The 25,728-nt window shown below is 38.1% G+C and carries 44 protein-coding genes; 1 reads left to right on the top strand and 43 read right to left on the bottom strand.

Translation table 11 applies throughout. The features are described from left to right. Positions 1 to 125: 125 nt before the first annotated feature. The 6 genes from NFR82_RS06375 to NFR82_RS06400 all read right to left on the bottom strand — a co-directional run bounded on the left by NFR82_RS06375 (position 126) and on the right by NFR82_RS06400 (position 4,436). Positions 126 to 1,061: an AAA family ATPase gene (locus NFR82_RS06375; RefSeq protein ID WP_251717461.1), complete on the bottom strand. Its 936-nt coding sequence runs from the start codon at positions 1,059 to 1,061 to the stop codon at positions 126 to 128. 106 nt (positions 1,062 to 1,167) lie between these two features. Then, positions 1,168 to 1,845: a 2,3-bisphosphoglycerate-dependent phosphoglycerate mutase gene (locus NFR82_RS06380; RefSeq protein WP_251717462.1), complete on the bottom strand. Its 678-nt coding sequence runs from the start codon at positions 1,843 to 1,845 to the stop codon at positions 1,168 to 1,170. A gap of 2 nt (positions 1,846 to 1,847) precedes the next feature. Continuing rightward, positions 1,848 to 2,036 carry a hypothetical protein gene (locus tag NFR82_RS06385; protein ID WP_251717463.1) on the bottom strand — a complete coding sequence of 63 codons (189 nt, stop codon included), beginning with the start codon at positions 2,034 to 2,036 and terminating at the stop codon, positions 1,848 to 1,850. A 3-nt stretch (positions 2,037 to 2,039) separates the two neighbouring features. Then, positions 2,040 to 2,936 carry a cation diffusion facilitator family transporter gene (locus tag NFR82_RS06390; protein WP_251717504.1) on the bottom strand — a complete coding sequence of 299 codons (897 nt, stop codon included), beginning with the start codon at positions 2,934 to 2,936 and terminating at the stop codon, positions 2,040 to 2,042. 7 nt (positions 2,937 to 2,943) lie between these two features. Then, positions 2,944 to 3,624, bottom strand: coding sequence for a histidine phosphatase family protein (locus NFR82_RS06395; protein ID WP_251717464.1), 681 nt, complete (start codon positions 3,622 to 3,624; stop codon positions 2,944 to 2,946). Between the two features lie 47 nt (positions 3,625 to 3,671). Further along, positions 3,672 to 4,436: a sulfite exporter TauE/SafE family protein gene (locus tag NFR82_RS06400; protein WP_251717465.1), complete on the bottom strand. Its 765-nt coding sequence runs from the start codon at positions 4,434 to 4,436 to the stop codon at positions 3,672 to 3,674. A gap of 77 nt (positions 4,437 to 4,513) precedes the next feature. On the opposite strand from NFR82_RS06400, the gene NFR82_RS06405 reads away from it, so the two are divergent. Continuing rightward, positions 4,514 to 5,098, top strand: a complete 585-nt coding sequence (locus tag NFR82_RS06405) for a DJ-1 family glyoxalase III (RefSeq protein ID WP_251717466.1) — start codon at positions 4,514 to 4,516, stop codon at positions 5,096 to 5,098. Positions 5,099 to 5,142: 44 nt separating this feature from the next. On the opposite strand, the gene NFR82_RS06410 is transcribed toward NFR82_RS06405, so the two are convergent. From NFR82_RS06410 to fusA, 37 genes are all read right to left on the bottom strand, one after another. Then, positions 5,143 to 5,295 carry a hypothetical protein gene (locus NFR82_RS06410; protein ID WP_251717467.1) on the bottom strand — a complete coding sequence of 51 codons (153 nt, stop codon included), beginning with the start codon at positions 5,293 to 5,295 and terminating at the stop codon, positions 5,143 to 5,145. 51 nt (positions 5,296 to 5,346) lie between these two features. Beyond that, positions 5,347 to 5,742 (bottom strand): 30S ribosomal protein S9, encoded by a 396-nt coding sequence (gene rpsI / locus NFR82_RS06415; protein WP_251717468.1) that lies wholly within the window; start codon positions 5,740 to 5,742, stop codon positions 5,347 to 5,349. A gap of 12 nt (positions 5,743 to 5,754) precedes the next feature. Then, complete coding sequence (gene rplM / locus NFR82_RS06420; RefSeq protein ID WP_251717469.1) at positions 5,755 to 6,198, bottom strand: 50S ribosomal protein L13; 444 nt, start codon at positions 6,196 to 6,198, stop codon at positions 5,755 to 5,757. A gap of 107 nt (positions 6,199 to 6,305) precedes the next feature. After that, positions 6,306 to 7,091, bottom strand: a complete 786-nt coding sequence (gene truA / locus NFR82_RS06425) for a tRNA pseudouridine(38-40) synthase TruA (protein ID WP_251717470.1) — start codon at positions 7,089 to 7,091, stop codon at positions 6,306 to 6,308. Next, positions 7,091 to 7,888, bottom strand: a complete 798-nt coding sequence (locus NFR82_RS06430; protein ID WP_251717471.1) for an energy-coupling factor transporter transmembrane component T family protein — start codon at positions 7,886 to 7,888, stop codon at positions 7,091 to 7,093. The genes truA and NFR82_RS06430 overlap by 1 nt, the downstream gene beginning before the upstream one ends. Positions 7,889 to 7,892: 4 nt before the next feature. Further along, a complete protein-coding gene (locus NFR82_RS06435) occupies positions 7,893 to 8,738 on the bottom strand; it encodes an energy-coupling factor transporter ATPase (RefSeq protein ID WP_251717472.1) in 846 nt (281 codons plus the stop codon). Further along, entirely contained in the window at positions 8,714 to 9,568 is an 855-nt protein-coding gene (locus tag NFR82_RS06440) for an energy-coupling factor ABC transporter ATP-binding protein (RefSeq protein WP_251717473.1), read from the bottom strand. The genes NFR82_RS06435 and NFR82_RS06440 overlap by 25 nt, the downstream gene beginning before the upstream one ends. Before the next feature lie 180 nt (positions 9,569 to 9,748). Beyond that, entirely contained in the window at positions 9,749 to 10,132 is a 384-nt protein-coding gene (rplQ, locus tag NFR82_RS06445; RefSeq protein ID WP_251717474.1) for a 50S ribosomal protein L17, read from the bottom strand. Positions 10,133 to 10,163: 31 nt separating this feature from the next. After that, positions 10,164 to 11,102, bottom strand: coding sequence for a DNA-directed RNA polymerase subunit alpha (locus tag NFR82_RS06450; protein ID WP_251717475.1), 939 nt, complete (start codon positions 11,100 to 11,102; stop codon positions 10,164 to 10,166). Positions 11,103 to 11,147: 45 nt separating this feature from the next. After that, on the bottom strand, positions 11,148 to 11,531 hold the full coding sequence (rpsK, locus tag NFR82_RS06455) for a 30S ribosomal protein S11 (RefSeq protein ID WP_251717476.1): 384 nt from the start codon (positions 11,529 to 11,531) through the stop codon (positions 11,148 to 11,150). Between the two features lie 21 nt (positions 11,532 to 11,552). Beyond that, the gene (gene rpsM / locus NFR82_RS06460; protein ID WP_251717477.1) at positions 11,553 to 11,903 is read right to left on the bottom strand and encodes a 30S ribosomal protein S13; all 351 of its coding nucleotides are present in this window, start codon (positions 11,901 to 11,903) and stop codon (positions 11,553 to 11,555) included. A gap of 20 nt (positions 11,904 to 11,923) precedes the next feature. Beyond that, complete coding sequence (gene rpmJ, locus NFR82_RS06465; RefSeq protein ID WP_002878160.1) at positions 11,924 to 12,040, bottom strand: 50S ribosomal protein L36; 117 nt, start codon at positions 12,038 to 12,040, stop codon at positions 11,924 to 11,926. Between the two features lie 14 nt (positions 12,041 to 12,054). Next, positions 12,055 to 12,276 carry a translation initiation factor IF-1 gene (gene infA / locus NFR82_RS06470; protein WP_002878178.1) on the bottom strand — a complete coding sequence of 74 codons (222 nt, stop codon included), beginning with the start codon at positions 12,274 to 12,276 and terminating at the stop codon, positions 12,055 to 12,057. A gap of 73 nt (positions 12,277 to 12,349) precedes the next feature. After that, complete coding sequence (locus NFR82_RS06475; protein WP_251717478.1) at positions 12,350 to 13,006, bottom strand: adenylate kinase; 657 nt, start codon at positions 13,004 to 13,006, stop codon at positions 12,350 to 12,352. A gap of 12 nt (positions 13,007 to 13,018) precedes the next feature. Beyond that, positions 13,019 to 14,314 (bottom strand): preprotein translocase subunit SecY, encoded by a 1,296-nt coding sequence (gene secY / locus NFR82_RS06480; protein ID WP_251717479.1) that lies wholly within the window; start codon positions 14,312 to 14,314, stop codon positions 13,019 to 13,021. After that, complete coding sequence (rplO, locus tag NFR82_RS06485; protein WP_251717480.1) at positions 14,314 to 14,754, bottom strand: 50S ribosomal protein L15; 441 nt, start codon at positions 14,752 to 14,754, stop codon at positions 14,314 to 14,316. The genes secY and rplO overlap by 1 nt, the downstream gene beginning before the upstream one ends. A gap of 23 nt (positions 14,755 to 14,777) precedes the next feature. Then, positions 14,778 to 14,963: a 50S ribosomal protein L30 gene (rpmD, locus tag NFR82_RS06490; RefSeq protein WP_144354807.1), complete on the bottom strand. Its 186-nt coding sequence runs from the start codon at positions 14,961 to 14,963 to the stop codon at positions 14,778 to 14,780. Between the two features lie 11 nt (positions 14,964 to 14,974). Continuing rightward, entirely contained in the window at positions 14,975 to 15,484 is a 510-nt protein-coding gene (rpsE, locus tag NFR82_RS06495) for a 30S ribosomal protein S5 (protein ID WP_251717481.1), read from the bottom strand. A 17-nt stretch (positions 15,485 to 15,501) separates the two neighbouring features. Then, complete coding sequence (gene rplR, locus NFR82_RS06500; RefSeq protein WP_251717482.1) at positions 15,502 to 15,861, bottom strand: 50S ribosomal protein L18; 360 nt, start codon at positions 15,859 to 15,861, stop codon at positions 15,502 to 15,504. A 24-nt stretch (positions 15,862 to 15,885) separates the two neighbouring features. After that, entirely contained in the window at positions 15,886 to 16,416 is a 531-nt protein-coding gene (gene rplF / locus NFR82_RS06505; protein WP_251717483.1) for a 50S ribosomal protein L6, read from the bottom strand. Between the two features lie 24 nt (positions 16,417 to 16,440). Beyond that, a complete protein-coding gene (gene rpsH, locus NFR82_RS06510) occupies positions 16,441 to 16,839 on the bottom strand; it encodes a 30S ribosomal protein S8 (RefSeq protein WP_251717484.1) in 399 nt (132 codons plus the stop codon). A gap of 25 nt (positions 16,840 to 16,864) precedes the next feature. Continuing rightward, entirely contained in the window at positions 16,865 to 17,050 is a 186-nt protein-coding gene (locus NFR82_RS06515) for a type Z 30S ribosomal protein S14 (RefSeq protein ID WP_006351920.1), read from the bottom strand. Positions 17,051 to 17,062: 12 nt separating this feature from the next. Continuing rightward, positions 17,063 to 17,605 (bottom strand): 50S ribosomal protein L5, encoded by a 543-nt coding sequence (rplE, locus tag NFR82_RS06520; RefSeq protein WP_251717485.1) that lies wholly within the window; start codon positions 17,603 to 17,605, stop codon positions 17,063 to 17,065. Positions 17,606 to 17,619: 14 nt separating this feature from the next. Next, positions 17,620 to 17,853 carry a 50S ribosomal protein L24 gene (rplX, locus tag NFR82_RS06525; protein ID WP_251717486.1) on the bottom strand — a complete coding sequence of 78 codons (234 nt, stop codon included), beginning with the start codon at positions 17,851 to 17,853 and terminating at the stop codon, positions 17,620 to 17,622. Between the two features lie 19 nt (positions 17,854 to 17,872). After that, positions 17,873 to 18,241 carry a 50S ribosomal protein L14 gene (gene rplN / locus NFR82_RS06530; RefSeq protein ID WP_251717487.1) on the bottom strand — a complete coding sequence of 123 codons (369 nt, stop codon included), beginning with the start codon at positions 18,239 to 18,241 and terminating at the stop codon, positions 17,873 to 17,875. Positions 18,242 to 18,273: 32 nt separating this feature from the next. Beyond that, positions 18,274 to 18,540: a 30S ribosomal protein S17 gene (rpsQ, locus tag NFR82_RS06535; RefSeq protein WP_251717488.1), complete on the bottom strand. Its 267-nt coding sequence runs from the start codon at positions 18,538 to 18,540 to the stop codon at positions 18,274 to 18,276. Positions 18,541 to 18,558: 18 nt separating this feature from the next. After that, positions 18,559 to 18,756 (bottom strand): 50S ribosomal protein L29, encoded by a 198-nt coding sequence (rpmC, locus tag NFR82_RS06540; protein ID WP_251717489.1) that lies wholly within the window; start codon positions 18,754 to 18,756, stop codon positions 18,559 to 18,561. Then, positions 18,746 to 19,186, bottom strand: a complete 441-nt coding sequence (gene rplP, locus NFR82_RS06545; protein ID WP_251717490.1) for a 50S ribosomal protein L16 — start codon at positions 19,184 to 19,186, stop codon at positions 18,746 to 18,748. Before rplP ends, rpmC begins: the two co-directional genes overlap by 11 nt. Further along, the gene (gene rpsC, locus NFR82_RS06550) at positions 19,186 to 19,848 is read right to left on the bottom strand and encodes a 30S ribosomal protein S3 (protein WP_251717491.1); all 663 of its coding nucleotides are present in this window, start codon (positions 19,846 to 19,848) and stop codon (positions 19,186 to 19,188) included. Before rpsC ends, rplP begins: the two co-directional genes overlap by 1 nt. 13 nt (positions 19,849 to 19,861) lie before the next feature. Next, positions 19,862 to 20,215: a 50S ribosomal protein L22 gene (rplV, locus tag NFR82_RS06555; protein WP_025080096.1), complete on the bottom strand. Its 354-nt coding sequence runs from the start codon at positions 20,213 to 20,215 to the stop codon at positions 19,862 to 19,864. Positions 20,216 to 20,233: 18 nt separating this feature from the next. Further along, positions 20,234 to 20,512 carry a 30S ribosomal protein S19 gene (rpsS, locus tag NFR82_RS06560; RefSeq protein ID WP_251717492.1) on the bottom strand — a complete coding sequence of 93 codons (279 nt, stop codon included), beginning with the start codon at positions 20,510 to 20,512 and terminating at the stop codon, positions 20,234 to 20,236. 18 nt (positions 20,513 to 20,530) lie between these two features. Beyond that, entirely contained in the window at positions 20,531 to 21,367 is an 837-nt protein-coding gene (gene rplB, locus NFR82_RS06565; RefSeq protein WP_251717493.1) for a 50S ribosomal protein L2, read from the bottom strand. 18 nt (positions 21,368 to 21,385) lie between these two features. After that, positions 21,386 to 21,685 carry a 50S ribosomal protein L23 gene (gene rplW / locus NFR82_RS06570; RefSeq protein ID WP_251717494.1) on the bottom strand — a complete coding sequence of 100 codons (300 nt, stop codon included), beginning with the start codon at positions 21,683 to 21,685 and terminating at the stop codon, positions 21,386 to 21,388. After that, positions 21,685 to 22,302: a 50S ribosomal protein L4 gene (gene rplD, locus NFR82_RS06575; RefSeq protein ID WP_251717495.1), complete on the bottom strand. Its 618-nt coding sequence runs from the start codon at positions 22,300 to 22,302 to the stop codon at positions 21,685 to 21,687. The genes rplW and rplD overlap by 1 nt, the downstream gene beginning before the upstream one ends. A gap of 14 nt (positions 22,303 to 22,316) precedes the next feature. Continuing rightward, the gene (rplC, locus tag NFR82_RS06580) at positions 22,317 to 22,955 is read right to left on the bottom strand and encodes a 50S ribosomal protein L3 (protein WP_251717496.1); all 639 of its coding nucleotides are present in this window, start codon (positions 22,953 to 22,955) and stop codon (positions 22,317 to 22,319) included. Between the two features lie 25 nt (positions 22,956 to 22,980). Then, entirely contained in the window at positions 22,981 to 23,289 is a 309-nt protein-coding gene (gene rpsJ / locus NFR82_RS06585) for a 30S ribosomal protein S10 (RefSeq protein ID WP_009559709.1), read from the bottom strand. A gap of 314 nt (positions 23,290 to 23,603) precedes the next feature. Further along, complete coding sequence (gene fusA, locus NFR82_RS06590) at positions 23,604 to 25,697, bottom strand: elongation factor G (protein ID WP_251717497.1); 2,094 nt, start codon at positions 25,695 to 25,697, stop codon at positions 23,604 to 23,606. Between the last annotated feature and the right edge of the window lie 31 nt (positions 25,698 to 25,728).

Below are 25,728 nucleotides of genomic sequence, written 5' to 3' on the forward strand. Positions count from 1 at the left end.
CTAATTTCCATTTACGATATATTTCTAATTTTTGTTGTTTAGATAATTTAGACATAACAAAAGACCCAAAAGCGTCTAACTTTTGGGTCTCAGTTCAATTTTTGTATAACTCTTTTTAAATATTTTTACCAAATGTGAAGTAAACGAGTTGGGTCTAGTTTACTTAAATTAAACTGATGTACATGTTGCTGTTTATTTTCAGGAAATTCCTTCAGAAAATCTGCTACATTATACAAACCAGTATAATATGACCAAACTCCATGTACCTTTTTAATTGGATCAAGCATTTCATTCCGAATTGGATAAGCAGAAATTAGGAAATGCTTGTGATGGAACTTAAATGCAAAGTATGGCAACTTAAATTCATCGACAGCTTCATCTCGCGTCTTCGCAATTGTAACCACATTTCGATAACTACCATACTTTTCAGTAAATTTGTCATTGAAAGAAAAGTAGAAGTTAGAAATATGCACATGTGGAAAATCCTTTTCATCAACTTTATCTGGTACCGCAATCACATGTGAATAACGATCTAGATTACTTTCTCTTTGTGATAAAGCGCGCTCCATTTGGTTAGGCAAAATTGAATGTGCCCATTCTGGAACTTCTGGATGAGCCATGTACGAATTGTACATTTGAATAACAACTTCTGGTTTAACCCAATCATAATGCATTCTCACTTGATTTCGCTTAAGCAAGCTCTCGAGTGTATTATGTTGCATTAAATCGACAACAAACAATTCATAGTGGTATTTATCAACCCATTCTTTGAAATGTTCAATTGAGCTTGGCACAATATGTGTACCGTCAACGATTACTGTCTCCCCATAAGACATTTTATGCTCAACAAGATTATCGACCATTTTTTGGGTTTGCACAGTTACGTGTCGTGGAATCACCTGATGTAAGTAATCAGCATCTTCTTGATAATAGACAGTTAAGTCCGCCAATAATAACCTAATTTGATCACGACTGATCGCATATGGCTGTAAGTGATGACGAGCAATAAAAGAAGATTTACCGGAGCCAGGCGCGCCACGTAATAAAAATATTTTACGCATAGCAAATACTCCAAACTAGAAAAAAATATATTTTGTATCGTATAAATTTTACCATAGATAGACTAGTTCATGATTATGTGGACAAAAAAAGTGTACAATCCGTACACTAATTTAATATATTCTTATCAATAATCCCTAAATTTTTATTCATTGTATAAATAATTGGTTCAGCATTTGGAACCTCTAAGTGAATTATGTCCTGATCATTGATATTTTCTATCTTTTTAATCAGAGCTCTCAGACTTGAACCATGAGCAACTATCAATTGGTCTTCACCCATTAACATCCGACTAGCAACTTGATCATAATAATATGGCATTAAACGGTTTTGCGTTTGGTGCAAACTTTCTGCCCTCGGCATTAAATGTTGGTCAAACTTTTGGTAACGACGATCAACAATTGGTGACCCCTGCTTAGGTGGAACTGAATTAAATGAACGACGCCATTCCAAAACTTGTTCAACACCAAAGACCTTCCGAGAAACATTTTTATTAAGGCCTCTCAATGCTCCATAGTGGCGTTCATTTAAGCGCCAGGTCTTAGTAATGGGAAGATATGAGAAGCCACAAACTTCTGCAATAATATTAGCAGTTGTAATTGCACGCGAAAGAACTGAAGTATGAATATGGGTTGGAGCAAAATCATCAATTGTTTTAATTAATTCACCTGCATGTTCTGCTTGCCGTTCACCCTTTGGTGTAAGTGCGACATCATTCCATCCAGTATAAACATTAGCAGCATTGGCAATACTTTCACCGTGTCTGACTAAAACTAACTTGACCATTTTTAACCCCTTTTTACTAAGCAGCTAATTAAAAGTCCAATTCCAAAAATCGTAAAAATTATGCCTAAAATTGCATATGCCCAAACCGACTTTTTTTGCGGTTGATTACGGCGATTAATCGCAAGAGCAATATCATACAAACCAACTATTAAAACAACGATTGAGGTAAAGATATTAACTTCAAAATTCATTTTTTATTGTTGAATGCCGGAATTAGACGAGATCATCTTTTCATTTCTACCGCGTTCACATTCTGCTTGCAAAGTAACATGACTGATATGAAGTTCCTTGTTTAACTTATCTTGAATTGCATTATACAGCTTATCAAGATCTTCTGCTTGCATCCCTTTAGCAACATTAATATGAGCATCAAGCATAATCATATCGTCACTGTATTGCCAAACATGAACATGGTGAACATGAATTACTTCAGGAAAAGAAGTAATGATCTGCTTAACCTGATCTAGATCGACATTCGGATTCCCTTCCATCAAAATATCTGCTGCTTTAATTGTAACTTTGAATGCTTCTCTTAGCAAAAGCGCAGCAGCCAAAATTGTCAAAATTGGGTCAACAATAGTAATGTTCCAAACTGCAATTACCACCGATCCAATTACAACTGCAATACTTGAAAGTGTATCTGAAGCCATGTTAAGAAACATTGCTTTTGCATTTAAACTTCCCTTGGCATCCTTCATCATTAAAAGCATAGAAATTAAATTCCCAGCTAAACCAATCATTGAAACCCAGAACATCAACTTCCCTTTAATCGGCTCCGGATTTGAAAATCTTTGGCAAGCTTCAAAAATCAAATATAAGCTGATCACAATCAAAATAACGCCATTAGTAAAGGCAGCAAGGGTTTCAGCTCGTTCATAACCAAAAGTCTTACGTGTATTTTTCTTTCTCTTAGCGATTAAATTAGCAATAAATGCCAATAAGATTGACCCAACATCGCTCAAGTTATGAATCGCATCAGAAAGTAGCGCTAGTGATCCAGAAAGAAAACCACCAATGAACTCGGCCACCGTGATAATAACATTTAACAACGTTGTTAGTAGGTAGCGCATTGAAGTATTAGATTTCACGATTTTCCTCCTACAAGTTCTCAGCGTCTTGATTATAGGCAATAATTTCAAATCTACCATCATCATGAATTTTTCCAATTGTCACACTACCATTATTAGGAAATTCAATATCATGATGACCATCACCTTGGTTCCAATATTTAATTCCTAAGGTCTTAATAAAGTCTCCGTGAGAAACAAGGAGCACCCGCTCCTCATGCTTAGTTAATTCATGCAAGTTTTCAATTGCCCGAACCATTCTTTCATCAAGCTCTTCGCTATTTTCAGCTAAGTGACGTGGATCGGCCTTTTTAGTAGCTTCTCTAAAGTTTTCAATCCCTATTTGATTGATAATCTTTTGCACATCGGTCTCTTCACCCAGCCCTGCAGCCTTAGCTATTTGTTTCCAAGTTTCATCGATATCGTCACCTTCAAAGCTACCGAAGAAAACTTCCCTGAATTCAGGTAATTTTTTAATCTTACCAATCTCTGAAACAGAATTTACATTCTTCATTAAATGAACTGTATCAATTGCTCTCTTAAGATCTGATGAATACATATTGTCAAAGTGAACCTGGGATAAAGCCCGTGCAGTTCGCTTTAAATCATCGATTCCTTTTACTGTTAAAGGAGAATCACACCAACCCTGAACTTTATTTAACTGGTTGAACATGGTCTCTCCGTGTCGTACCAAATAAACCTCTGTTGTCAACTTAACATCCCCTTTTATTTATAATTCATTATATTGTATCAAAATAATTAAAAGTATGCTGATTTAAATAAATATCCGGCAAGCACCAATGACAATGCTGCTGTCGTCCAGCGAACAACCTTAGGTGATAAGTGTTTTACTGTCTTTTGACCCAAATATCCACCGATAAAGAGTCCAATTGCTAGTGGAATTGTCATATTCCAGTCAATATGCGAGCCAAAAATAAAGACAATCAATGCAACTAGGTTTCCCAATGAACCTAAAATATTCTTCATTGCATTCACGGCTACAAAACTGGCCTCGCTGATATAGGTCAAAAAGATCAACATTAAAACTCCGGCCGCTGCACCGAAGTATCCTGTATAAATACCAGCAAAAAATAATCCAAAATATGCACCGACACTCTTAATAGCACTATGCTGCTGACCACTTAAGTTAAAGGATTTTTTTGAGCCACTAAGTAAAAGCATTGCTGCTGAAAAAATCACGAAAAATGGCACTAATTTTTCAAAAACTTCACCAGGAAATTTTAGAAGTAACAAACTTCCGACTAACGCCCCAGTAACAGTAAAAAATGAATACTTAGTGACTTCTTTCCAATGCCCCTTCATTTCTTCAAGTGATGAAAGGGTCGATCCAATACCTGTAAAAATCAAAGCAGAAGTATTAGTGATATTCGCAATCACGGGAGGCGCTCCTGCAATCAATAAAGCTGGATAAGAAACCAGAGATGCCATACTCGCAATTGTCGACACCATTCCGGCTAAAATTCCAGCTACTATTAAAAATATAAAAGTTGTAATTGGTCCCATCTCGCTACCTCTCTTAATCTATTTTATTATACAATTGAACTATACAAAGTGAAAATCGAAGAAAGGAAGTTATAATAATGCCAAAAGTTGCCGTTGTTTTTGCAGATGGCTGTGAAGAAGTTGAAGGGTTAAGTGTTGTCGATGTACTGCGCCGCCTAAACGTTGAATGTGATATGGTTGGGTTAGACAAAATCGATATCATGGGTGATCACAAGATCAAATTAACCTGCGATAAAGTTGTAGATGATAGCTTATTAGACTACGACCTTGTTGCCTTCCCAGGAGGAATGGATGGTTCAGCTAACTTACGTGATAACGAAAAGCTGGCCGATCTGATGGTTAAGCGTCACGAAGAAGGTAAATGGGATGCCGCTATGTGTGCTGCACCACGTGCTTTAGCTAAATATGGCGTTTTAAAAGATGCCGACTTTACCTGCTACCCAGGAATTGAAGAAGAATGTGCTAAGTACGATTCGTCTGCTAAATTTAGCGAAAGAATTACTGTGACTGATAAAGAACATAAAGTTTTGACTAGTCGCGGTCCTGCCACTGCTTGGGCATTTTCTTATGCAATTGCTGAAGCTTTGGGTATTGATACTAAGGCTTTAAAACATGGAATGCTTTATGATTACTTAGCTGATAATATTCAAGACAGCTTGTAAAATTTTTAAAAAATAAGCTACTGGAATTAATCAAATTCAGTAGCTTATTTATATTCCATTAAATACGTTTCAACATGAAAGCTCTCATTATCTGACATCTGACCACTTTCGTGTCTAATTGATTTGAAGCCTTTCTTACTTCCTTGGGATCCATCCATATTGTGACCAACTGTGACCGTTTTAACAACATAAAACAAAAAAGCATCCCGATTGGAATGCTTTTTTGAATAGGTACGTAAATCCAAAGATTAACGCTTTGAGAATTGTGAAGCTTTACGGGCTTTCTTCAAACCTGGCTTCTTTCTTTCCTTCATTCTTGGGTCACGGGTTAAGAAACCTGCCTTCTTCAATGGACCACGGAAATCTGGATCCACATCAAGAAGTGCACGTGCGATACCAAGACGGATAGCTCCAGCTTGACCTGAGAAACCACCACCGTTTACGTTAACGTGGATATCGTATTGACCGTCAGTTTCAGTCAAAGTTAATGGTTGCTTCAAGTCCTTAACCAAGTTAGGGAAAGGAATGTATTCATTAACTTCTTTACCGTTAACGGTAATAGTACCGTTACCTGGTACTAAACGAACACGGGCAACTGAATCCTTGCGGCGACCTGTACCGATGTATGCAGCTTGTTGTGCCATTTATGTTACCTCCTAGATTAATTTGTTAATGTCTAACTTTTCAGGCTTTTGAGCTTCATGCTTGTGATCTTCACCAGCATAAACGTGCATCTTCATGAATTCTTGGTGACCAAGAGTGTTCTTTGGAAGCATGCCCTTAACTGAAATTTCAACCATCTTAACTGGGTTTTCAGCAAGTAATTCACCGTATGAAACTGACTTCAAACCACCGCGCCATTCTGAATGGTGATAGTAGAACTTGTCAGTTGCCTTTTTACCAGTCAACTTAATCTTTGAAGCGTTGATAATGATAACATTGTCACCAGTATCAACATTTGGTGTATATTGAGGTTTATTCTTACCTCTTAAAATAGTGGCTACAACAGTTGAAAGACGACCTAAGGTTACGTCTGTTGCATCGATTAAATACCACTTACGTTCAATTTCACTAGATTTTGCTAATGGTGTAGTACGCAATTTAAATTCCTCCGTTTATTTGCAGTTTGAAAACAATAAGTTTCCGGGGCCTATCGTGGACAAACATACTATATTAGAGTACGTCCTTTTGACTAAAAAGTCAATTGTTATTCGCGATCTAGGCGATATTTCTGTGGAATATCTTCATAAAAGACATGATATAGATATAATCCACTCGCTTGAGCAGTTTCTCTAACTTCTTGTCGATCCTTTGCAGCAATCACTCTTGGAAAATCAGCCACAGGTCTTCTACCATTGCCAATTTCTAGCAAGGTAGCTACTAAAATTCGAACCATATTATATAAAAATCCTGAGCCGATGAAATCAAAAATTATCTCATTTTCTTTTTCATCTTTTTCTATATTCACATAATAAATTGTTCGAACCTTATCAATGATCTGTCCACCACTTGCTGCAAAACTCGTAAAATCATGAGTTCCAATTATATCTTTAGCAGCAGTTTGCATTTTTTCAATATCGATAGGATACGGATAATGTCCCGTATAGAACCTCTTAAATGGATTGACGAAGCGATCTAAACTAACTCGATAACGATACCACTTACCCTTTGCACTATATCTCACATGAAAATCCTGATCAACAATTTCACATTTAGTGAAAACCGTATCCAACGGCATCAAAGAATTCATTGCCAAGATCATCCGCTCAGCTGGGATTTCATTACCAGGATAATCAAAATGGATAACCTGCCCCATAGCATGAACTCCAGCATCTGTTCTACCGGATCCTTCGACAATTACTCTTTGGCCTTTTGTCATTTTTTTCAAAGCTTCCTCAATCGCTCCTTGAACCGTTCTTTGGTTTGGCTGCATCTGGAAGCCGTGAAATGCATGTCCATCATAGGACATTGTCATTTTGTATCTCGTAGTCATTAATGTGCCCTAACAATCAATAATAATATTATCAAAATTACAAAAGAGAATAAGTTGTAAAAATCATATTTTGACCAATTTAAAACTCGATACTTGGTTCTTCCTTCACTTCCGCGATATCCTCTTGCCTCCATCGCATTGGATAGGTCAATTGCTGTTTGCAGTGAACTGATAAATAATGGCACTAATAGTGGTGCAATTGCTTTTGCTCTAGTAATCAGTCCACCATTATTAAAATCTGCCCCTCTCGAACGCTGGGCATTCATAATTTTGAGAGTTTCATCAAATAGAGTTGGAACAAACCTAAGAGCAATTGACATTACCAATGCAATTTTATCAACGGGTACTTTAACAAATTTGAGTGGCGTCAACAACCATTCCATCGCATCCGCAATTTCTAATGGCATAGTGGTTACCGTCATTACTGTTGAAATCAAAATAATTAAAGTAAATCTGATGAAGATATAAATTGCATTGGTAATTCCATAGCTCGAAAGCGTAAAAATCCACCATTGCCAATATATTTTTCCACCGATAGTAAAGAACAATTGTAATAACGAAGTGAAAAACACCAAACCAATTAATGGCTTAACCCCGTCCCAAAAGACCTTTGGTTTTAATTTAGTTGCAAGAACTGTTGCTAACGTAAATAAACAAATTAAGCCATAACTGAGCCAATTATTCGCCAAGAAAATAATACATACAAAGAAGATGGTTGCAAGTAACTTTCCTCTTGGATCCATTTTATAGATCAGAGCATTTCCTGGGATATAGCGTCCAATGATTATTTTACTCATACAATCACTTCCTCAAATTATTTTTAATTTCTGAAACCAGCTCGTCCATTGTTAATGGATTTTCATCAAATTCGAAGTTTTCAAGTTCTGATGCAAACAAACTGGCCCTTGGTTCATCTAAATAATGTTGCTTAACCCAATTTCGGTCAGCAAAAACTTCCTTTGGTGTCGCATGCTTAATTAACTTTCCATGCTCCATTACTAAAACATCATCAGCATATTTGGCAACATCATCCATATTATGAGTAACTAAAATTACTGTATGACCTTCTTTTTGATATTCCGCAAACAAATTCATCATTTGCTCATGAGCACGTGGATCAAGTCCTGCAGCAGGCTCGTCAAGGCAAAGAATATCTGGCTGGTATGCTAATACTCCCGCTATTGCTACGCGTCTCATTTGCCCTCCAGAGAGCTCAAATGGCGATTTACTTGCAATTTCTGCAGGTAACCCAACTTTTTCAATCCATTTAGCCGCCAATTTTTTTGCTTCTTCTTCAGAATAGCCAAAATTCTTAGGTCCAAATGCTATATCGTCAATTACTGTATCTTCAAATAATTGCGATTCAGGGAATTGAAATACTAAGCTGACATGCCTTCTAAGCTCTTTTAAGTTTTTATTCTTAGTTTCTGGAGTAATTTCCATATTAGCAATTTTAATAGTACCTTTAGTCGGCTTAAGCAAAGCATTAAAATGCTGCATAAGAGTAGATTTACCACTACCTGTATGCCCAATAATAGTAATAAATTTATGATCTTGAATTTCAAAATTAATATTATCTAAGCCTAGTTTTTCAAGTGGTGAGCCAGGTGAATATACATAACTTACATCTTTGAATTTAATTGGCATAAATATTTCACCAACTTTTCTTTAGTGTTTATTTCCGACGGAATATCGATTGAATTTTCTGCTAATTTCTGTTTCAATTCAAAAACGAATGGCAATTCTAAACCAATTTTGTGTATTAGATTTGAATTTTTGAAAACATTAATTGGGTTATCCTGCATAAGAATTTTTCCATCATTAAGCACTACAACTTGATCAGCCTCAATTATTGCTTCATCTACATCGTGAGTAATTGAAATCACTGTTAAGTTATTCTTTTCTTTCATGCGCTTAACTAGTCTAAGAATACTGTTTCTCCCATTAGGATCAAGCATAGCAGTCGCTTCATCTAAAATGATAATTTTGGGTTTGATTGCTAAGATTCCAGCAATTGCAACTCTTTGTTTTTGTCCACCAGAGAGATTAGAAGGCTCCGAATTTGCATATTTTTCCATGCCAACCCATTGAAGTGCTTGATTAACTCGTTCAACCATTTCATCATGAGCTACACCACGATTTTCCAAGCCAAAAGCAACATCGTCTGCAACCGTCGCTCCAACGAATTGATTGTCCGGATTTTGAAATACCATTCCAACTTTATCTCGAATATCCCATACAGTTTTTTCCGTTAAAACTTCATTATCCACAATAATTTTAGTATCAGGATTATCGTCTGGAGTTAGTAAACCATTAATCAATCTCGTGACAGTAGATTTTCCACTACCATTATGCCCTACAATGGATGTCCACGAACCTTTTTTAATGTCCAAATTAATATCTTTTAGTACCTGATTTTTACCACTTGGATAAGTGAAATAAACATGTTGTAGTGAGATTATATTTTCTTTACTCATTATATTCACCACTCAAATTAAATTGTCTTATTTATTTTAACAGAAAAAAAGAGCAAAAAAAATCATCCATGGAGAGGGATGAATGAACATCTAAGCTAGACTGAGCTTTCGCCACCATCATCGCGCTTGTTCTCACTTCCATGGATAATTCTTAATAGCTATTAAGTTAGGTTATTCGAATTAAACCAATTCAAGAATAACCATTGGAGCAGCGTCACCCTTACGAGCTAAAGCTAACTTCATAATTCTGGTGTAACCACCATTACGGTCTTTGTAGCGAGGTGCAATATCGTTGAAGAGCTTTTGCAAAGCTGACTTAACAACTACTGCATCATTTTCTTCTTTAATATCAGCAATTTCATTACGTACAAATGCTGCAGCTTTTCTTCTAGCAGCCAAATCGCCACGCTTACCTAAAGTAATCATCTTTTCAGCAGTCTTGCGAATTTCTTTTGCACGTGCTTCAGTTGTAACAATACGTTCGTTAATGATCAACTGAGTAGTCATTTCTCTAAGCATTGCTTTTCTGTGAGCACTATCGCGACCTAATTTACGGTATGCCATGAGTTTTGCCTCCTTTTATTATCTGTTTGGCCTAGTCATCTTGACGAAGAGAAAGGCCTAAATCAGTTAATTTGTTCTTTACTTCTTCCAATGATTTACGTCCTAAATTACGTACACGCATCATGTCTGATTCAGATTTATCAGTCAACTCTTGTAAAGTGTTGATACCTGCACGCTTAAGACAATTGTAAGAACGAACTGAAAGATCAAGTTCCTCGATAGTCATTTCGAGTTTCTTTTCCTTCTTATCGTCTTCCTTTTCCACCATTACTTCGCTGAATTTAGCATTTGCATCTGCAGATTCAAAGACTTTGAAGTGTTCAATTAGAATCTTTGAAGCAAAGCTAAGGGCGTCATTAGGCTTGATTGAACCGTCAGTCCAAATCTCAAAAGTGAGCTTGTCAAAGTCATCTCTCTTACCAACTCTTGCAGATTCAACTTGGTAATTTACCTTATCAATTGGTGAGAAAAGAGAATCAACTGGAATAACCCCAATTGGCATGTCTTCACTCTTATTGTCACTTGCTGATACATAACCGCGACCATTTTTGACAGCGATAGTCATATGCAAGTGTCCACCTTCAGCAATGGTACAAATGTATTGATCTGGATTCAAGACTTCAATATCAGAATCAACTTTAAGATCATCAGCAGTTACAGTGGCAGGACCTTCAACGTCCAATTCAATAACCTTTTGTTCATCTGAAAGAGACTTTAATTCAAGCTTCTTTAAATTCAAGATAATTTTGGTTACATCTTCTCTAACGCCAGGAACTGTCGAGAACTCGTGTAAAACGCCATCAATCTGAACATATACAAGTCCTGTACCAGGAATTGAAGTAAGTAAAACTCTACGAAGAGAATTACCTAAAGTTGTACCAAAGGCTCGTTCTAGTGGTTCAACAACAAACTTACCGTAAGAATCTTCTTGTTCAACAACGGTAATATTTGGTTTTTCAAATTCAATCATTACTTGGCCCCTTTCAAAACGTTACGTCCAATCAATAGGACAATATTAAACACGACGACGTTTTGGTGGTCTGGAACCATTGTGTGGAACTGGCGTAACGTCACGAATAGCAGTAATTTCAAGACCAGTTGCTTGAAGTGCTCTAATTGCAGATTCACGACCAGCACCAGGACCCTTAACTGAAACTTCAACGTGCTTCATGCCTTGATCCATTGCACTCTTAGCTGCAGCTTCTGCAGCCATTTGAGCAGCAAATGGAGTAGACTTACGACTACCCTTAAAGCCCAATGCACCAGCTGAAGACCAAGCAACTGCATTACCTTGAACGTCAGTAATCATGACTAAAGTATTATTAAACGTAGAATGAATATGAGCAACGCCGCTTTCGACATGCTTCTTCACACGACGCTTACGTGCTGTTTTAGGCATTAATAAACCTCCTTAAATAAATTAACGGCTTCTCTTAGAACCCTTACGAGTACGAGCATTATTTTTGGTATTTTGACCACGGACTGGGAGTCCACGACGGTGACGAATACCACGGTATGAACCAATATCAACTAAACGCTTGATGTTCATGCTGATTTCACGACGTAAGTCACCTTCAACACGATACTTGTCAACTTCTGAACGAAGTTTTTCTTGATCTTCAGGAGTTAAATCCTTTGAACGAATATCTTCTGAAACACCAGCATCCTTACAGATCTTCTTAGCAGTTGATTCGCCGATACCGTAAATGTATGTCAAAGCAACAACGACTCTTTTGTCTCTTGGTAAGTCAACACCAGCAATACGTGCCATAAATTGCACCTCCTAATTTACTAACCTTGACGTTGCTTGTGCTTTGGATTTGCAGGGCAAATAACCATAACACGGCCATGTCTTTTGATAACTTTACAATGTTCACACATTGGTTTAACAGATGGTCTAACCTTCATGTTTACCTCCGTTATTACTTTATAAATCTATATGTAATTCTGCCTTTTGTTAAATCGTATGGAGAAAGTTCAACAGTAACTCTGTCACCAGGTAAAATTCTAATGTAGTGCATTCTGATTTTACCTGAAACATGAGCTAAAATTGTAGCTCCATTTTCCAATTCAACTTTAAACATAGCATTAGGTAAGGTATCAACTACCTTACCTTCTACTTCAATGACATCATCTTTTGCCAAAGTTGTTCCTCCGCAATTAAACAGTCATACTTTGAAATTATAACACGGAATTTTATTAATACAAGTAATCTTATTACTTGTTATTACTTAATACCGCATCAATATCTTCAAAAACTTTTTCTGGAGATTGTTCACCATTAATTACAGTCAACAATCCTTTCTTTTGATAAAAGTCTTTCAAAGGAGCATTCATCTTTTCATTAACTTCAAGACGATTCTTAACTACCTCAGGCTTATCGTCTTCTCGTTGATAAAATTCATGACCACCACAGCGATCACAAGTACCTTCAACTTTTGGCTTCTTTGAAAGTTTATTATAAGTGGCTCCACAATTTTTACACATGAAGCGTGATGAAAGACGTTCTACTAAAACATCTTCGTCTACTTCTAATGAAATCACATTAGTCAAAGGCTTATCTAATTTTTTAGTAATTCCATCCAAAAGTTCAGCCTGATTAGTAGTTCTTGGAAAACCATCTAAGATGAAACCTTCTTTAATATCTGGTTGACTTAAACGTTCTTCAACTAACTTAGCTGTAACTTCATCTGGAACTAAGTTACCTTTATCGATGTAACTCTTAGCTTCAAGACCAACTTTAGTCTTGTTAGCCATGGCTTCCCTAAACATATCCCCAGTTGAAATATGAGTTAAGTGATATTTATCAACAATTTGTTCAGATGCGGTACCTTTACCTGCACCTGGTAAACCTAAAAGAATTAAGTTAATCATTTATCCGTTTCCTTATCTAATGAATCCTACATATTCTCGTTTCATCAATAAACCATTAATCTGACGAGATAACTCTAAGACTACCCCGATTACAATTAGCAAACTTGTTCCACCTAAACCGATTGAACTTGGAAGATTCCATAAATTGGTTGCTAATTGTGGTAAAAGTGCAACTAAACCTAAGAAAACTGCACCAACAGTTGATAATCTCATTAACAGTCTAGAAATGTAATCCTGGGTATCTTTACCTGGCCAAACGCTAGGAATATAAGCACCTTGTTTTTGTAAGTTTTCTGAAAGCTTTTCAGGGTTAACCTGAACAAAAGCGTAGAAGAAAGTAAACAAAACAATCAAAATTGTGTAAATAATTACACCAGGAGTTGTTTGAAGACTAAATATATTTGTTAACACTTTATACCATTCTTGATCGCCTTGGGTTCTTTGAAAGGCCATTAAAATTGTTGCCGGGGTAATAATAAATGAACTGGCAAAGATAACCGGAATAACTCCAGAAACGTTAACTTTTAATGGTAGAAAACTTTCAGACCCGCTAATCGTTGCTCTTCTTGTATATTGAATTGGAACACGACGATTAGCTTGTTCAACCCATGTAACAAACTGTGTTATTACAAGGATTGCAACGATAATCGCGATGAAGAACAATATACCTTTCCAACGATCAGCTGGATTATTATTAATAATTTCTTCCTTATAAATTTGCCACATTCCGGCTGGGAATCTTGCGATAATACCCGCGAAGATGATAACTGATACACCATTTCCTAAACCTTTATCAGTGATTTCATCACCAAGCCAGTTTAGAAGCATCGTACCACCAGTCATAATGATAGCAATTTCAATATAAGTTTGTGGTGTTTGATTCTTAACAAGACCCATCTGAGTCAATGCATTAAATCCAAGTGTAATACCAATACTTTGGACGAAAGCAACTACCAAAGTTAACCATCTAGTCGCTTGATTGGTCTTACGTCTACCAACTTCACCTTGTTTACCCCATTCAACTAATGTTGGAACAATATCCATTTGCAAAAGCTGAATGACAATTTGCGCGGTGATGTATGGAGAAACACCTAAAGAAAAGATTGAATAATTATCAAGCCCACCACCGGAAACTGTATCCAACATAGGAACTAAACCAGTTTGGGCAACTTGAGTGATCGCTTTTGCATTTACACCTGGAACAGTGATATTAGCACCAATCCGGTAGAGCAAAAGAATAAAGAGAGTAAACCAGATTTTATTTCTGATTTCTTTATCCTTAAAGGCGTTCTTCAAGGTCGAAAACATTAGATCACCTCAACAGTTCCGCCAGCAGCTTCAACTGCTTCTTTAGCAGCTGCGGAAACCTTGTTAACCTTTACAGTTAATTTAACCTTTAATTCACCATTACCAAGCAACTTAACACCTGATAATTCTTTCTTGATCAAGCCGTTTTCCTTAAGGCTTTCAACAGTAACTTCGCTACCGTCTGAGAACTTGTTCAAGTCTGCCAAGTTTACAATGGCATATTCTTTACGGTTAATGTTCTTAAAACCACGCTTAGGCATAGTTCTGAATAATGGCATTTGACCACCTTCAAAACCTAAACGGGTGTGGCCACCTTGACGAGCTAATTGACCCTTTTGACCACGACCAGAAGTTTTACCGTAACCACTTGAAGTACCACGTCCAACACGCTTTCTTGCGCGACGTGAACCTTCAGCAGGTTGTAATTCATGAAGCTTCATTAAATCGGCACCTCCTTGAAATCTTATTTATTAATCTCTTCAACAGAGATTAAGTGAGCAATTTTCATTAATGCACCACGAGTAGCAGCGTTATCTGGAAGGACAACAGTACTACTTACTCTACCTAAGCCAAGAGCCTTAACAACTTTTCTTTGGTTAGGTAAGCGGTGGGCAACACTTCTAATTAAAGTAACTTTTAAATCAGTCATCTAAAATCTCCCTAATCTGCGCTCTTGATTTGGCGAAGTTTTTCAACTTCTTCACTAGTTCTAAGCTTCTTCAAACCATCCATAGTTGCACGAACAACGTTAATTGGAGTGTTTGAACCAAGTGACTTAGAAGTTACGTCTGCAATACCAGCCATATCCATAACAATACGTACGGCACCACCGGCAGCAACTCCGGAACCAGCTTCAGCAGGCTTCAACAAAATGTTACCTGAACCGTAGTGACCGATAACTTCGTGAGGAATAGTAGTACCAACCTTAGGTACGTTAATCATATTCTTCTTACCGTCTTCTACTGCTTTACGGATTGCTTCTGGGACTTCTTGAGCCTTACCAGTACCAAAACCTACACGGCCTTTCTTGTCACCTACGACAACAAGGGCAGCAAATCTCATGCGACGTCCACCTTTTACAACCTTGGTAATACGGTTGACTGCAACTAATTGATCTTCAATATCGTCCTTATTTCTACGATTGTTACGAGAATCGTTACGATTTGCCATGTGTTAATTCTCCTTTCCTAGAAATCTAATCCGTTTTCACGAGCGGCATCTGCCAATGCTGAAATACGGCCGTGGTATAAGTAACCACTTCTATCAAATACAACGTTTGAAATGTTCTTTGCTTTAGCTGCTTCAGCAATAGCCTTACCAACAGCCGCAGCTTGTTCTACTTTGTTTGCGTCTTCAGAAACAGACTTATCCAAAGTTGAGGCACTTGCAAGCGTTACACCCGCTACGTCATCAATTAATTGAGCGTAGATGTTTTTATTTGAACGAAAAATACTTAAGCGTGGGCGCTCAGCAGTTCCAGAAATTTTACCACGAATACGTTTATGACGCTTTAAGCGCAATTTGTTTTTATCTGGTTTAGAAATCACAATTTCACCTCAAAAATTTAATTATTACTTACCAGTCTTACCTTCCTTACGACGTACGTGTTCGTCAGTGTAACGAATACCCTTACCCTTGTATGGTTCAGGTGGACGTACATCGCGGATTTCAGCAGCAAATTGACCAACATTTTGCTTAGAAATTCCTTCAATTTCAATATCAGTTGCTGAAGGAGTCTTAACAGTTACACCTTCTGGTGCTTCCATTACAACTGGGTGTGAGTAACCAACGTTCAAGGTAAGTTTGCTACCTTGAGCTTGTGCACGGTAACCAACACCGATAAGCTTCAATGTCTTCTTGTAGCCAGTAACTACACCTTCGATCATATTTGCTAAGTTAGCTCTCATTGTACCGTGAAGAGCTTTGTCATTTTCATCAGTACGACTAAAATTAATTTTTCCATCTTCTTGAGAAAACTTAATCTTAGGATCAAAATGTCTAGTTAATTCACCTTTAGGACCTTTAACAGTAATGTTGTCGCCTTCCTTGGTAACAGTGACACTGTCAGGTACTTCAATAGTCTTTAAACCGATACGGCTCATTGAATTTTCTCCTTTCCGTCAGAATTACCAAACGTAAGCGATAACTTCGCCGCCAACGCCTTTTTGTCTAGCTTCTTTATCAGTAATAACACCAGCAGAAGTAGATACGATGGCAATACCTAAACCATTAAGAACCTTAGGTAAGTCTTCAGCGCCTACGTAGTTTCTAAGACCTGGCTTAGAAATACGCTTTAAGCCTGAAATGACACGTTCTCCGTTTGGACCGAACTTCAAGAAAACTTTGATCATACCTTGCTTGTTATCATCGATTACTTCGTAATCACGAATAAAGCCTTGATTCTTCAAAATTTCTGAAATTGACTTCTTAATATTTGATGCAGGAATTTCAACTGAATCATGTCTTGCCATGTTGGCATTTCTGATTCTAGTTAAGTAATCTGCAATTGGATCTGTCATAACCATTTTTTGCTATCCTCCTAACTGTATACTACCAACTAGCCTTTTTAAGACCAGGAATTTGACCTTTGTGTGCTAATTCCTTTAAGCAAATACGGCACAAACCGAACTTGCGGTATACAGAATGTGGACGACCACATCTCTCACAACGTGTGTATTCACGTGTTGAGAACTTAGCAGGACGATGATTTCTGATTTTTTGTGATGTTTTAGCCATTAATGTCCTCCATTACTTTGCAAAAGGCATACCAAATTGACCTAAAAGTTCACGAGCTTCTTCATCAGTGTTGGCAGTAGTAACAATAACAATGTCCAAACCTCTAGTACGATTTACCTTATCGAAATCGATTTCAGGGAAAATCAATTGTTCCTTAACACCTAAAGTGTAGTTACCACGTCCATCAAATGAACGAGCTGAGACACCACGGAAGTCACGAACACGTGGAAGAGAAACATTTACTAACTTGTATAAGAAGTCGTACATCTTGTCGCCTCTAAGAGTTACCTTAGCACCGATTGACATACCTTCACGTAAACGGAAGTTAGCGATTGACTTCTTTGCCTTAGTAATCAAAGGCTTTTGACCAGCGATTAAAGTCAATTCTTCAACTGCTTCATCCAAGTTCTTAGAGTTGGAAACTGCATCACCAACACCCATGTTCAAAACGATCTTGTCGATCTTAGGTACTTGCATTACTGATTCGTAATCGAACTTTTCTTCTAATGCAGGAACGATTTTTTCTTTATATTCTTGAGCTAAATAACTTGCCATTTGTGTCCTCCCCTCTAGTTCTTATCTGCCTTTGAAATAACCTTAACGTTTGATGCGTGAATTGAACCTTCTGATTCAACAACACCACCATTAGCGTTAGTTTGAGAAGGTTTTTGGTGTTTCTTGATCATGTTAACGCCTTTAACAACTACACGGTTCTTCTTAACATTAACTGAAAGAACAGTACCTTCTTTACCTTTATCTTTACCGGTAATAACTTTTACCTTGTCACCAGTTTTAACAAACATCAGTGCACCTCACTAACAATTATAAAACTTCAGGAGCAAGTGAAACGATCTTCATAAAGTCATTTTCACGTAATTCACGTGCAACTGGACCAAAGATACGAGTTCCACGAGGGCTCTTGTCTTCATTAATAATAACGCCAGCATTTTCGTCGAACTTGATGTATGAACCATCTTCACGACGTGCGCCTGATTTTGTTCTGACAATAACTGCTTTAACTACGTCGCCTTTTTTGACAACGCCACCTGGTGTTGCTTGTTTAACAGTTGCCACTACAACATCACCAATGTTACCGGTCTTACGTTTTGAACCACCTAAGACTCTAATAACCAAAAGTTCTCTGGCACCTGAGTTATCAGCAACCTTTAAACGGGATTCGTTTTGAATCACTGTATAATCCTCCCCTCAGTAAATCCGTAAAATTAAACAGATCTCTTAACAATTTTAACTAAACGGAAACGCTTTGTACGAGATAATGGACGGGTTTCCATGATACGAACAGTATCGCCAACTTTAGCTTCATTGTTTTCGTCTTGTGCGTAGTACTTCTTTGAGTACTTAAAACGCTTGTTATAAACAGGGTGGTTCTTGTAAGTGTCAACAACTACAGTAATAGTCTTGTCCATCTTATCAGAAACAACACGTCCTTGATATACGTGACGACGATTTCTTTCGTTTGATTCGCTCAAGTTAATTGCTCCCTTCCATTAATTCTGTTCTAATGCTTTTTCGCTAAGAACTGTCTTAATTCTAGCGATATTCTTACGGACTTTGCTCAAGCGTGCGGTATTTTCTAATTGACCCGTTGCTTGTTGGAAACGCAAGTTGAAAAGTTCTTCCTTGTATTGCTTTTCCTTTTCTAACATTTGATCAGTGGTTAATGATCTGATATCTTTAGCCTTCATTAGAATTGCCACCTACTTCCGAACTTCTAGTCACAAACTTAGTCTTAATTGGTAACTTGGTTGAAGCAAGTCTTAAAGCTTCACGAGCAACTTCTTCAGGAACGCCACCAATTTCAAACATGATCTTTTCTCTCTTAACTACAGCTACCCAACCTGCTGGTGCACCTTTACCTGAACCCATACGTACACCAACACCTTTAGCAGTGTATGACTTTTGAGGGAAAATTCTAATCCAAACCTTACCGCCACGTTTCATGTAACGAGTCATGGCAACACGGGCAGCTTCGATTTGACGGTTAGTGATCCAATGTGATTCAAGGGCTTCTAAACCGTATTCACCAAAGGCAATATACTTACCACCTTTAGCAGCACCACGCATTTTACCACGGAATTCACGACGGTGTTTTACTCGCTTTGGTACTAAAGGCATTACTTGTTTCCTCCCTTCGAAGGCTTGTTCTTACGAGTTGGTAAGACTTCACCACGGTTGATCCATACTTGAACACCAATTTCACCATAAGTAGTGAAAGCATTTACCCAAGCATAATCAATGTCAGCTCTTAATGTTTGTAATGGAACACGTCCTTCAGTGTGCCATTCTCTTCTTGCCATGTCGGCACCGTTCAAACGTCCTGAAACTTGAACTTTGATACCCTTAGCACCAGCACGCATAGATCTTTGAGTTGCTTGACGCATTGCACGTCTGAAAGCTACACGAGCTTCTAATTGACGAGCAATACTATCTGCAACTAATTCTGCATCAAGATCTGGCTTCTTAATTTCAACAATATTGATATGAACTTGCTTATCAGTCAAAGCATTTAATTGCTTTCTTAATGCTTCAACTTCAGAACCACCTTTACCAATTACCATACCTGGCTTAGCGGTGTGGATTGATACGTTAATTCTGTTAGCTGCACGTTCGATTTCTACAGTAGAAACAGAGGCATCCTTCAATTTTTCTGAAATGAACTTTCTGATACGAAGGTCTTCATTTAATGTTTCTTTGTATCCTCTGTCAGCATACCATTTTGATTCCCAATCACGAATAACGCCGAGACGGAAACCATTAGGGTTAATCTTTTGACCCATTAATATACCTCCCTTAATCGTTCTTTTCTGAAACTACAACAACTACGTGACTTGTTCTCTTGTTAATTGGAGAAGCCATACCCTTAGCACGAGGACGGAATCTCTTCAATGTAGCACCTTCGTTTACGTATGCTTCTGATACGTAAAGATTTGCACTTTCAAGATCGTAGTTGTGTTCTGCGTTAGCAATTGCTGAACGTAAAACTTTTTCAACGATTGGGGAAGCAGCTCTTGGCGTAAATTGTAAGATTGCTAATGCTTCAGCAACGCTCTTACCACGAATTAAGTCAATAACTAAACGTGCTTTTCTTGGAGCGATGCGAACAGTTCTTGCTTCAGCTTTAGCTGAACTGATTTGTTCTGCCATTTAGATGTTCTCCTTCCTCTACTTAGTTGCCTTATCTTCAGCGGCTTTGTGTCCACGGAAAGTTCTTGTTGGAACAAATTCGCCTAACTTATGACCAACCATGTCTTCAGTAATGTAAACTGGTACATGTTTTCTACCATCGTAAACAGCTATAGTCAATCCAACAAAGGAAGGGAAAATAGTTGAACGACGTGACCAAGTCTTAATAACTTGCTTCTTTTCAGTGTCTTGTTGAGCATCAACCTTCTTCAACAAGGATGCGTCAGCAAAAGGACCTTTTTTAATACTACGGCTCATTAATTAACCCTCCTTCTATTACTTGCTACCCTTACGGTGACGAATAATTAATTTTTCGCTAGACTTCTTAGTGTTACGAGTCTTAACACCACGAGATTTCTTACCCCATGGAGTCATTGGTTGTGGACGACCAACAGGTGCCTTACCTTCACCACCACCATGTGGGTGATCATTAGGGTTCATTACAGAACCACGTGATTGTGGACGCTTGCCCAACCAACGGCTACGGCCGGCTTTACCTAACTTGATCAATGAGTGTTGTTCATTACCAACTACACCGATAGTTGCACGGCAAGTTGACAAAATCTTACGAACTTCACCACTTTGCAATCTTACTAAAGTGTAATCACCATCAACACCCAATACTTGAGCTGAGGCACCAGCACTTCTTGCAATTTGACCACCCTTACCAGGTCTCATTTCAATATTATGAATTTCGGTACCTGTAGGGATATTCTTCAATGGTAATGCGTTACCAGGCTTAATATCAACAAGTTCACCTGATTCGATTACTGCACCTACTTCCAAACCCTTTGGTGCCAAGATGTATGCCTTGATACCATCAGTATAATGAAGTAAAGCGATGTTAGCAGTTCTATTTGGATCGTATTCGATTGCCTTTACGACTGCCTTTGCATTATCCTTGTTACGCTTAAAGTCGATAATACGGTATTTTTGCTTGTGACCACCACCACGGTGTCTGCTTGTAATGTGACCGTATGAGTTACGACCTGCAGTCTTTGATTGAGATTCAAGCAAAGTACGTTCTGGCTTGCTCTTAGTAATTTCAGCAAAGTCAGAAGAAGTCATATTACGGCGACCATTTGTGGTTGGCTTGTAAACTTTAATAGCCAATTGACTGACCTCCTATTACTAGTCTTCTTTTTCTTCGTTTTGGAAAATCTTAATGTCGTTTGAATCGTTAGTTAAAGTAACGATTGCCTTTCTACGACGAGCAGTCTTACCAAAGTAACGACCTACTCGCTTGTTCTTACCGCGAACATTCATAATGTTTACGCTCTTAACTTTAACATCGAAGATTTCTTCAACAGCATTTCGAACTTGAGTCTTGGTAGCAGTTAAAAGCACGTCGAAAGTGTACTTCTTATCATCCATTAAGTTCGTTGACTTTTCAGTAATGACAGGTCTTAATATAATATCGCGTGCGTTCATTAAGCCAAAACCTCCTCAATCTTCTTAACGGCATCTTGGTCTAAGATTAATTTACCGTAGTTAACTGCATCTTCAACGTTTAAACCGTTAACTGGAACAACCTTAACCTTTGGTAAGTTCTTAGCAGAAAGTTGTACATTCTTATCGTCTGAAACAACTAATACCTTACCTTCAACCTTTAAGTTGTTTAACATTGACACGAATTCTTTAGTCTTAGGTGCTGACATAGTCAACTTATCTAAAACAATTAAATCTCCATCAATCAACTTTTGGGAAAGAACTGACTTGATAGCCAAACGACGTTGCTTTCTAGGCATTGTGTATGCGTAAGAACGTGGAGTAGGTCCGAATACGATACCACCACCACGCCATTGTGGAGATCTGATAGAACCTTGACGAGCACGACCAGTACCCTTTTGTCTCCAAGGCTTCTTACCACCACCGCGAACAGCAGATCTATTCTTAACCTTTGAAGTACCTTGACGTTGACCGGCTCTTTGTCTGATGATTGCGTCAAAAACAACGCTTTCGTTTGGTTCGATGCCAAAGACTTTATCGTTTAAAGCAACTTCACCAGAGTCTTTACCGTTTTGATCAATAACTTTTAAATTAGCCATTCTAGTCCTCCTTCCTACTTATCAGCCTTTTGAGCTTTTGCAGCAGACTTAACAACGATTAATGAGTTCTTGGCACCTGGAACGTTACCCTTAATCATTAAAACATTCTTATCAGCTACAACTTTTTCTACAACTAAGTTTTCAATAGTAACAGTCTTTACACCCATGTGACCTGGTAATCTCTTACCCTTTGGTACACGGTTAATGATTGAACCCATTGAACCAGGAATTCTGTGGTATCTTGAACCGTGAGTTTCTGGTCCTCTTGATTGGCCCCAACGTTTAATGTTACCTTGGTATCCATGACCTCTTGTAGTACCAGTAACGTCTACGACGTCACCTTCCTTGAATGTATCCACAGTAACTTCTGAGCCAACTTCGTAGTCCTTAAGCTCAACACCGCGGATTTCCCGAATGAAGCGCTTAGGTGAAGTCTTAGCCTTTGCAGCATGACCTTGTTCTGGCTTGTTGCTCAATACTTCACGCTTATCTTGGTAACCCAATTGAACTGCTTCGTAACCGTCTGATTCAACAGTCTTAACTTGCATAACTGCGTTAGGAGTTGCTTCAATAACTGTTACAGGAACAAGGGCACCATCTTTAGTGAAGATTTGAGTCATACCAACTTTTCTTCCTAAGATTCCTTTGGTCATGATTACACCTCTTTCTATCTAAAAATTATAATTTGATTTCGATGTCTACACCACTTGGAAGATCAAGCTTCATTAATGAATCAACAGTCTTAGGTGTTGGATTCAAAATGTCGATTAAACGCTTGTGAGTGCGCATTTCGAATTGTTCACGTGAGTCCTTGTTCTTGTGTGGAGAACGAAGAACAGTGAATAAAGTTCTTTCAGTTGGAAGAGGAACTGGACCTGAAATTTCTGCACCAGTTCTCTTTGCGCTAGCTACGATCTTAGCAGCTGATTCATCGAGAATACCATGTTCGTAAGACTTAAGTCTAATACGAATTGATTGACTTGCCATTAAATTACCTCCTTAACGTCTTCTTTAAAAGATGACTAGCTCGGCAAAAATTCCCTACACGCCACTGTGGCAATGCAGCCTGGCGTGCCGCAACCTTTTGCGTCGACGCTTTACAACAAAATCTTGGCATTAAGAGTCTATACTCTCAAATGCACAAAGACTATTGTACTTGGTATATCCTTAAATATCAAGGGTTTCATGAATCTTTCTAAATTTTTTTGCAAAAAAAAGAACTAACTTTTAAATTAAGAGATGAAATGTTATCATTTCAAAATTTAAAGTAGTTCTTTTTTCATCTAAAGAAGATAAATTAATTATTCAGCGTTCCCGCCACGATTCTTAATAATTTCTTCTTGAATTGACTTAGGAGTTGGTGAGTAGTGGTCAAATACCATTGTGAAAGTACCACGACCTTGAGTTGATGAACGCAAAGTAGTTGCGTAACCAAACATTTCTGAAAGTGGTACGAATGAGTTGATCACCTTAGCACCTGCTCTATCTTCCATACCTTCCATAGTACCACGACGAGCAGTAAGTGAACCCATAACATCACCTAAGTAATCTTCTGGAGTAGTTACTTGAACCTTCATGATTGGTTCTAAGATAACTGCGCCAGCCTTAGGAGCTGCATTCTTCAATGCAAGTGAAGCAGCAACCTTGAAGGCAGCTTCTGATGAATCGACTTCGTGGTAACTACCATCGTAAAGTTTAGCCTTAACGTCGATCAATGGGTAACCAGCAAGAACACCATTTTGCATAGCTTCTTGTAAACCTTGGTCAACTGAAGGAATGAATTCACGAGGAACAACACCACCAACGATAGCGTCTTCAAATTCGTAACCTTTACCTTCTTCATTTGGAGTAAATTCGATCCAAACATCACCATATTGACCTTTACCACCGGATTGACGAACAAACTTACCTTGAGCCTTAGCTGGCTTGGTGAAAGTTTCACGGTAAGCAACTTGTGGTTCACCGATAGTAGCTTCAACACCGAATTCACGCTTCATACGTTCAACTTCGATATCAAGGTGTAATTCACCCATACCAGAAATCAATGTTTGACCAGTTTCTGGGTTAGTTTCAGCACGGAAAGTTGGGTCTTCTTCAGTAAGCTTTTGTAAAGCAACATCCATCTTATCACGGTCTGCCTTTGACTTAGGTTCAACAGAAACTTGGATAACTGGATCTGGAATTTCCAAACTTTCAAGAATAAGTGGACGCTTAGGATCAGTTAATGAATCACCAGTAGTAGTGTTCTTCAAACCGATGGCACCAGCGATATCACCTGAGAATACTTCAGGGATTTCAGTTCTTGAGTTAGCGTGCATTTGAAGCAAACGACCAACACGTTCACGTGAGTTCTTTGATGCGTTCAATACGTATGAACCTGATTCAAGTGAACCAGTGTAAACACGGATGAAAGTCAAACGACCAACAAATGGGTCAGTAGCGATCTTAAATGCTAAAGCTGCGAATGGTTCGTTATCGTTAGCCTTAAGTTCAACTTCTTCACCAGTCTTAGGATCGTGAGCAATATATGGCTTAACATCAAGTGGTGATGGTAAGTAATCAACAACACCGTCAAGCATCATTTGAACACCCTTGTTCTTAAATGCTGAACCAGCGTATACTGGGAAGAACTTCAAGTCGATAGTTGCCTTACGGATAGCGGCCTTCAATTCATCGTTTGAGATTTCTTCACCACCAAGGTATTTTTCCATGATATCGTCATCAACATCAGCAACTGCTTCAATTAATTCGTTACGACGCTTCATAGCTTCATCCTTGTATTCATCTGGAACTGGAATAGTATCCCATTCTGAACCAAGCTTATCTTCATCGTAAACATCAGCAACCATGTTGATCAAGTCGATGACACCTTCAAAAGTATCAGCTGAACCGATTGGCATTTGAACTGCATGTGCATTTGCGTTCAAACGTTCACCTAATGACTTAACTGACTTATCGAAGTCAGCACCGATCTTATCCATCTTGTTAACGAAAACAATACGAGGAACACCGTAAGTTTCAGCTTGACGCCATACGTTTTCAGTTTGTGGTTCAACACCAGCTTGAGCATCAAGAACAGTTACGGCACCATCAAGAACACGAAGTGAACGTTCTACTTCGATAGTGAAGTCAACGTGTCCTGGGGTATCGATAATGTTAATTCTGTAGTCTTTCCATTGAGCAGTAGTAGCTGCTGAAGTAATGGTAATACCACGTTCCTTTTCTTCGTCCATCCAGTCCATTTGTGAATCACCTTCGTGAGTTTCACCAATTTTGTGGATCTTACCAGTGTAGTAAAGGATACGTTCAGTAGTGGTAGTCTTACCCGCATCGATGTGGGCCATGATACCAATGTTACGTGTCTTTTCTAATGGAAATTCACGTTTATTAGCCATAAATAAATTCTCTCCTTAAAATAAAACGAGC

The organism is Lactobacillus agrestimuris (assembly GCF_943193025.1).
Lineage (GTDB): Bacteria > Bacillota > Bacilli > Lactobacillales > Lactobacillaceae > Lactobacillus > Lactobacillus agrestimuris.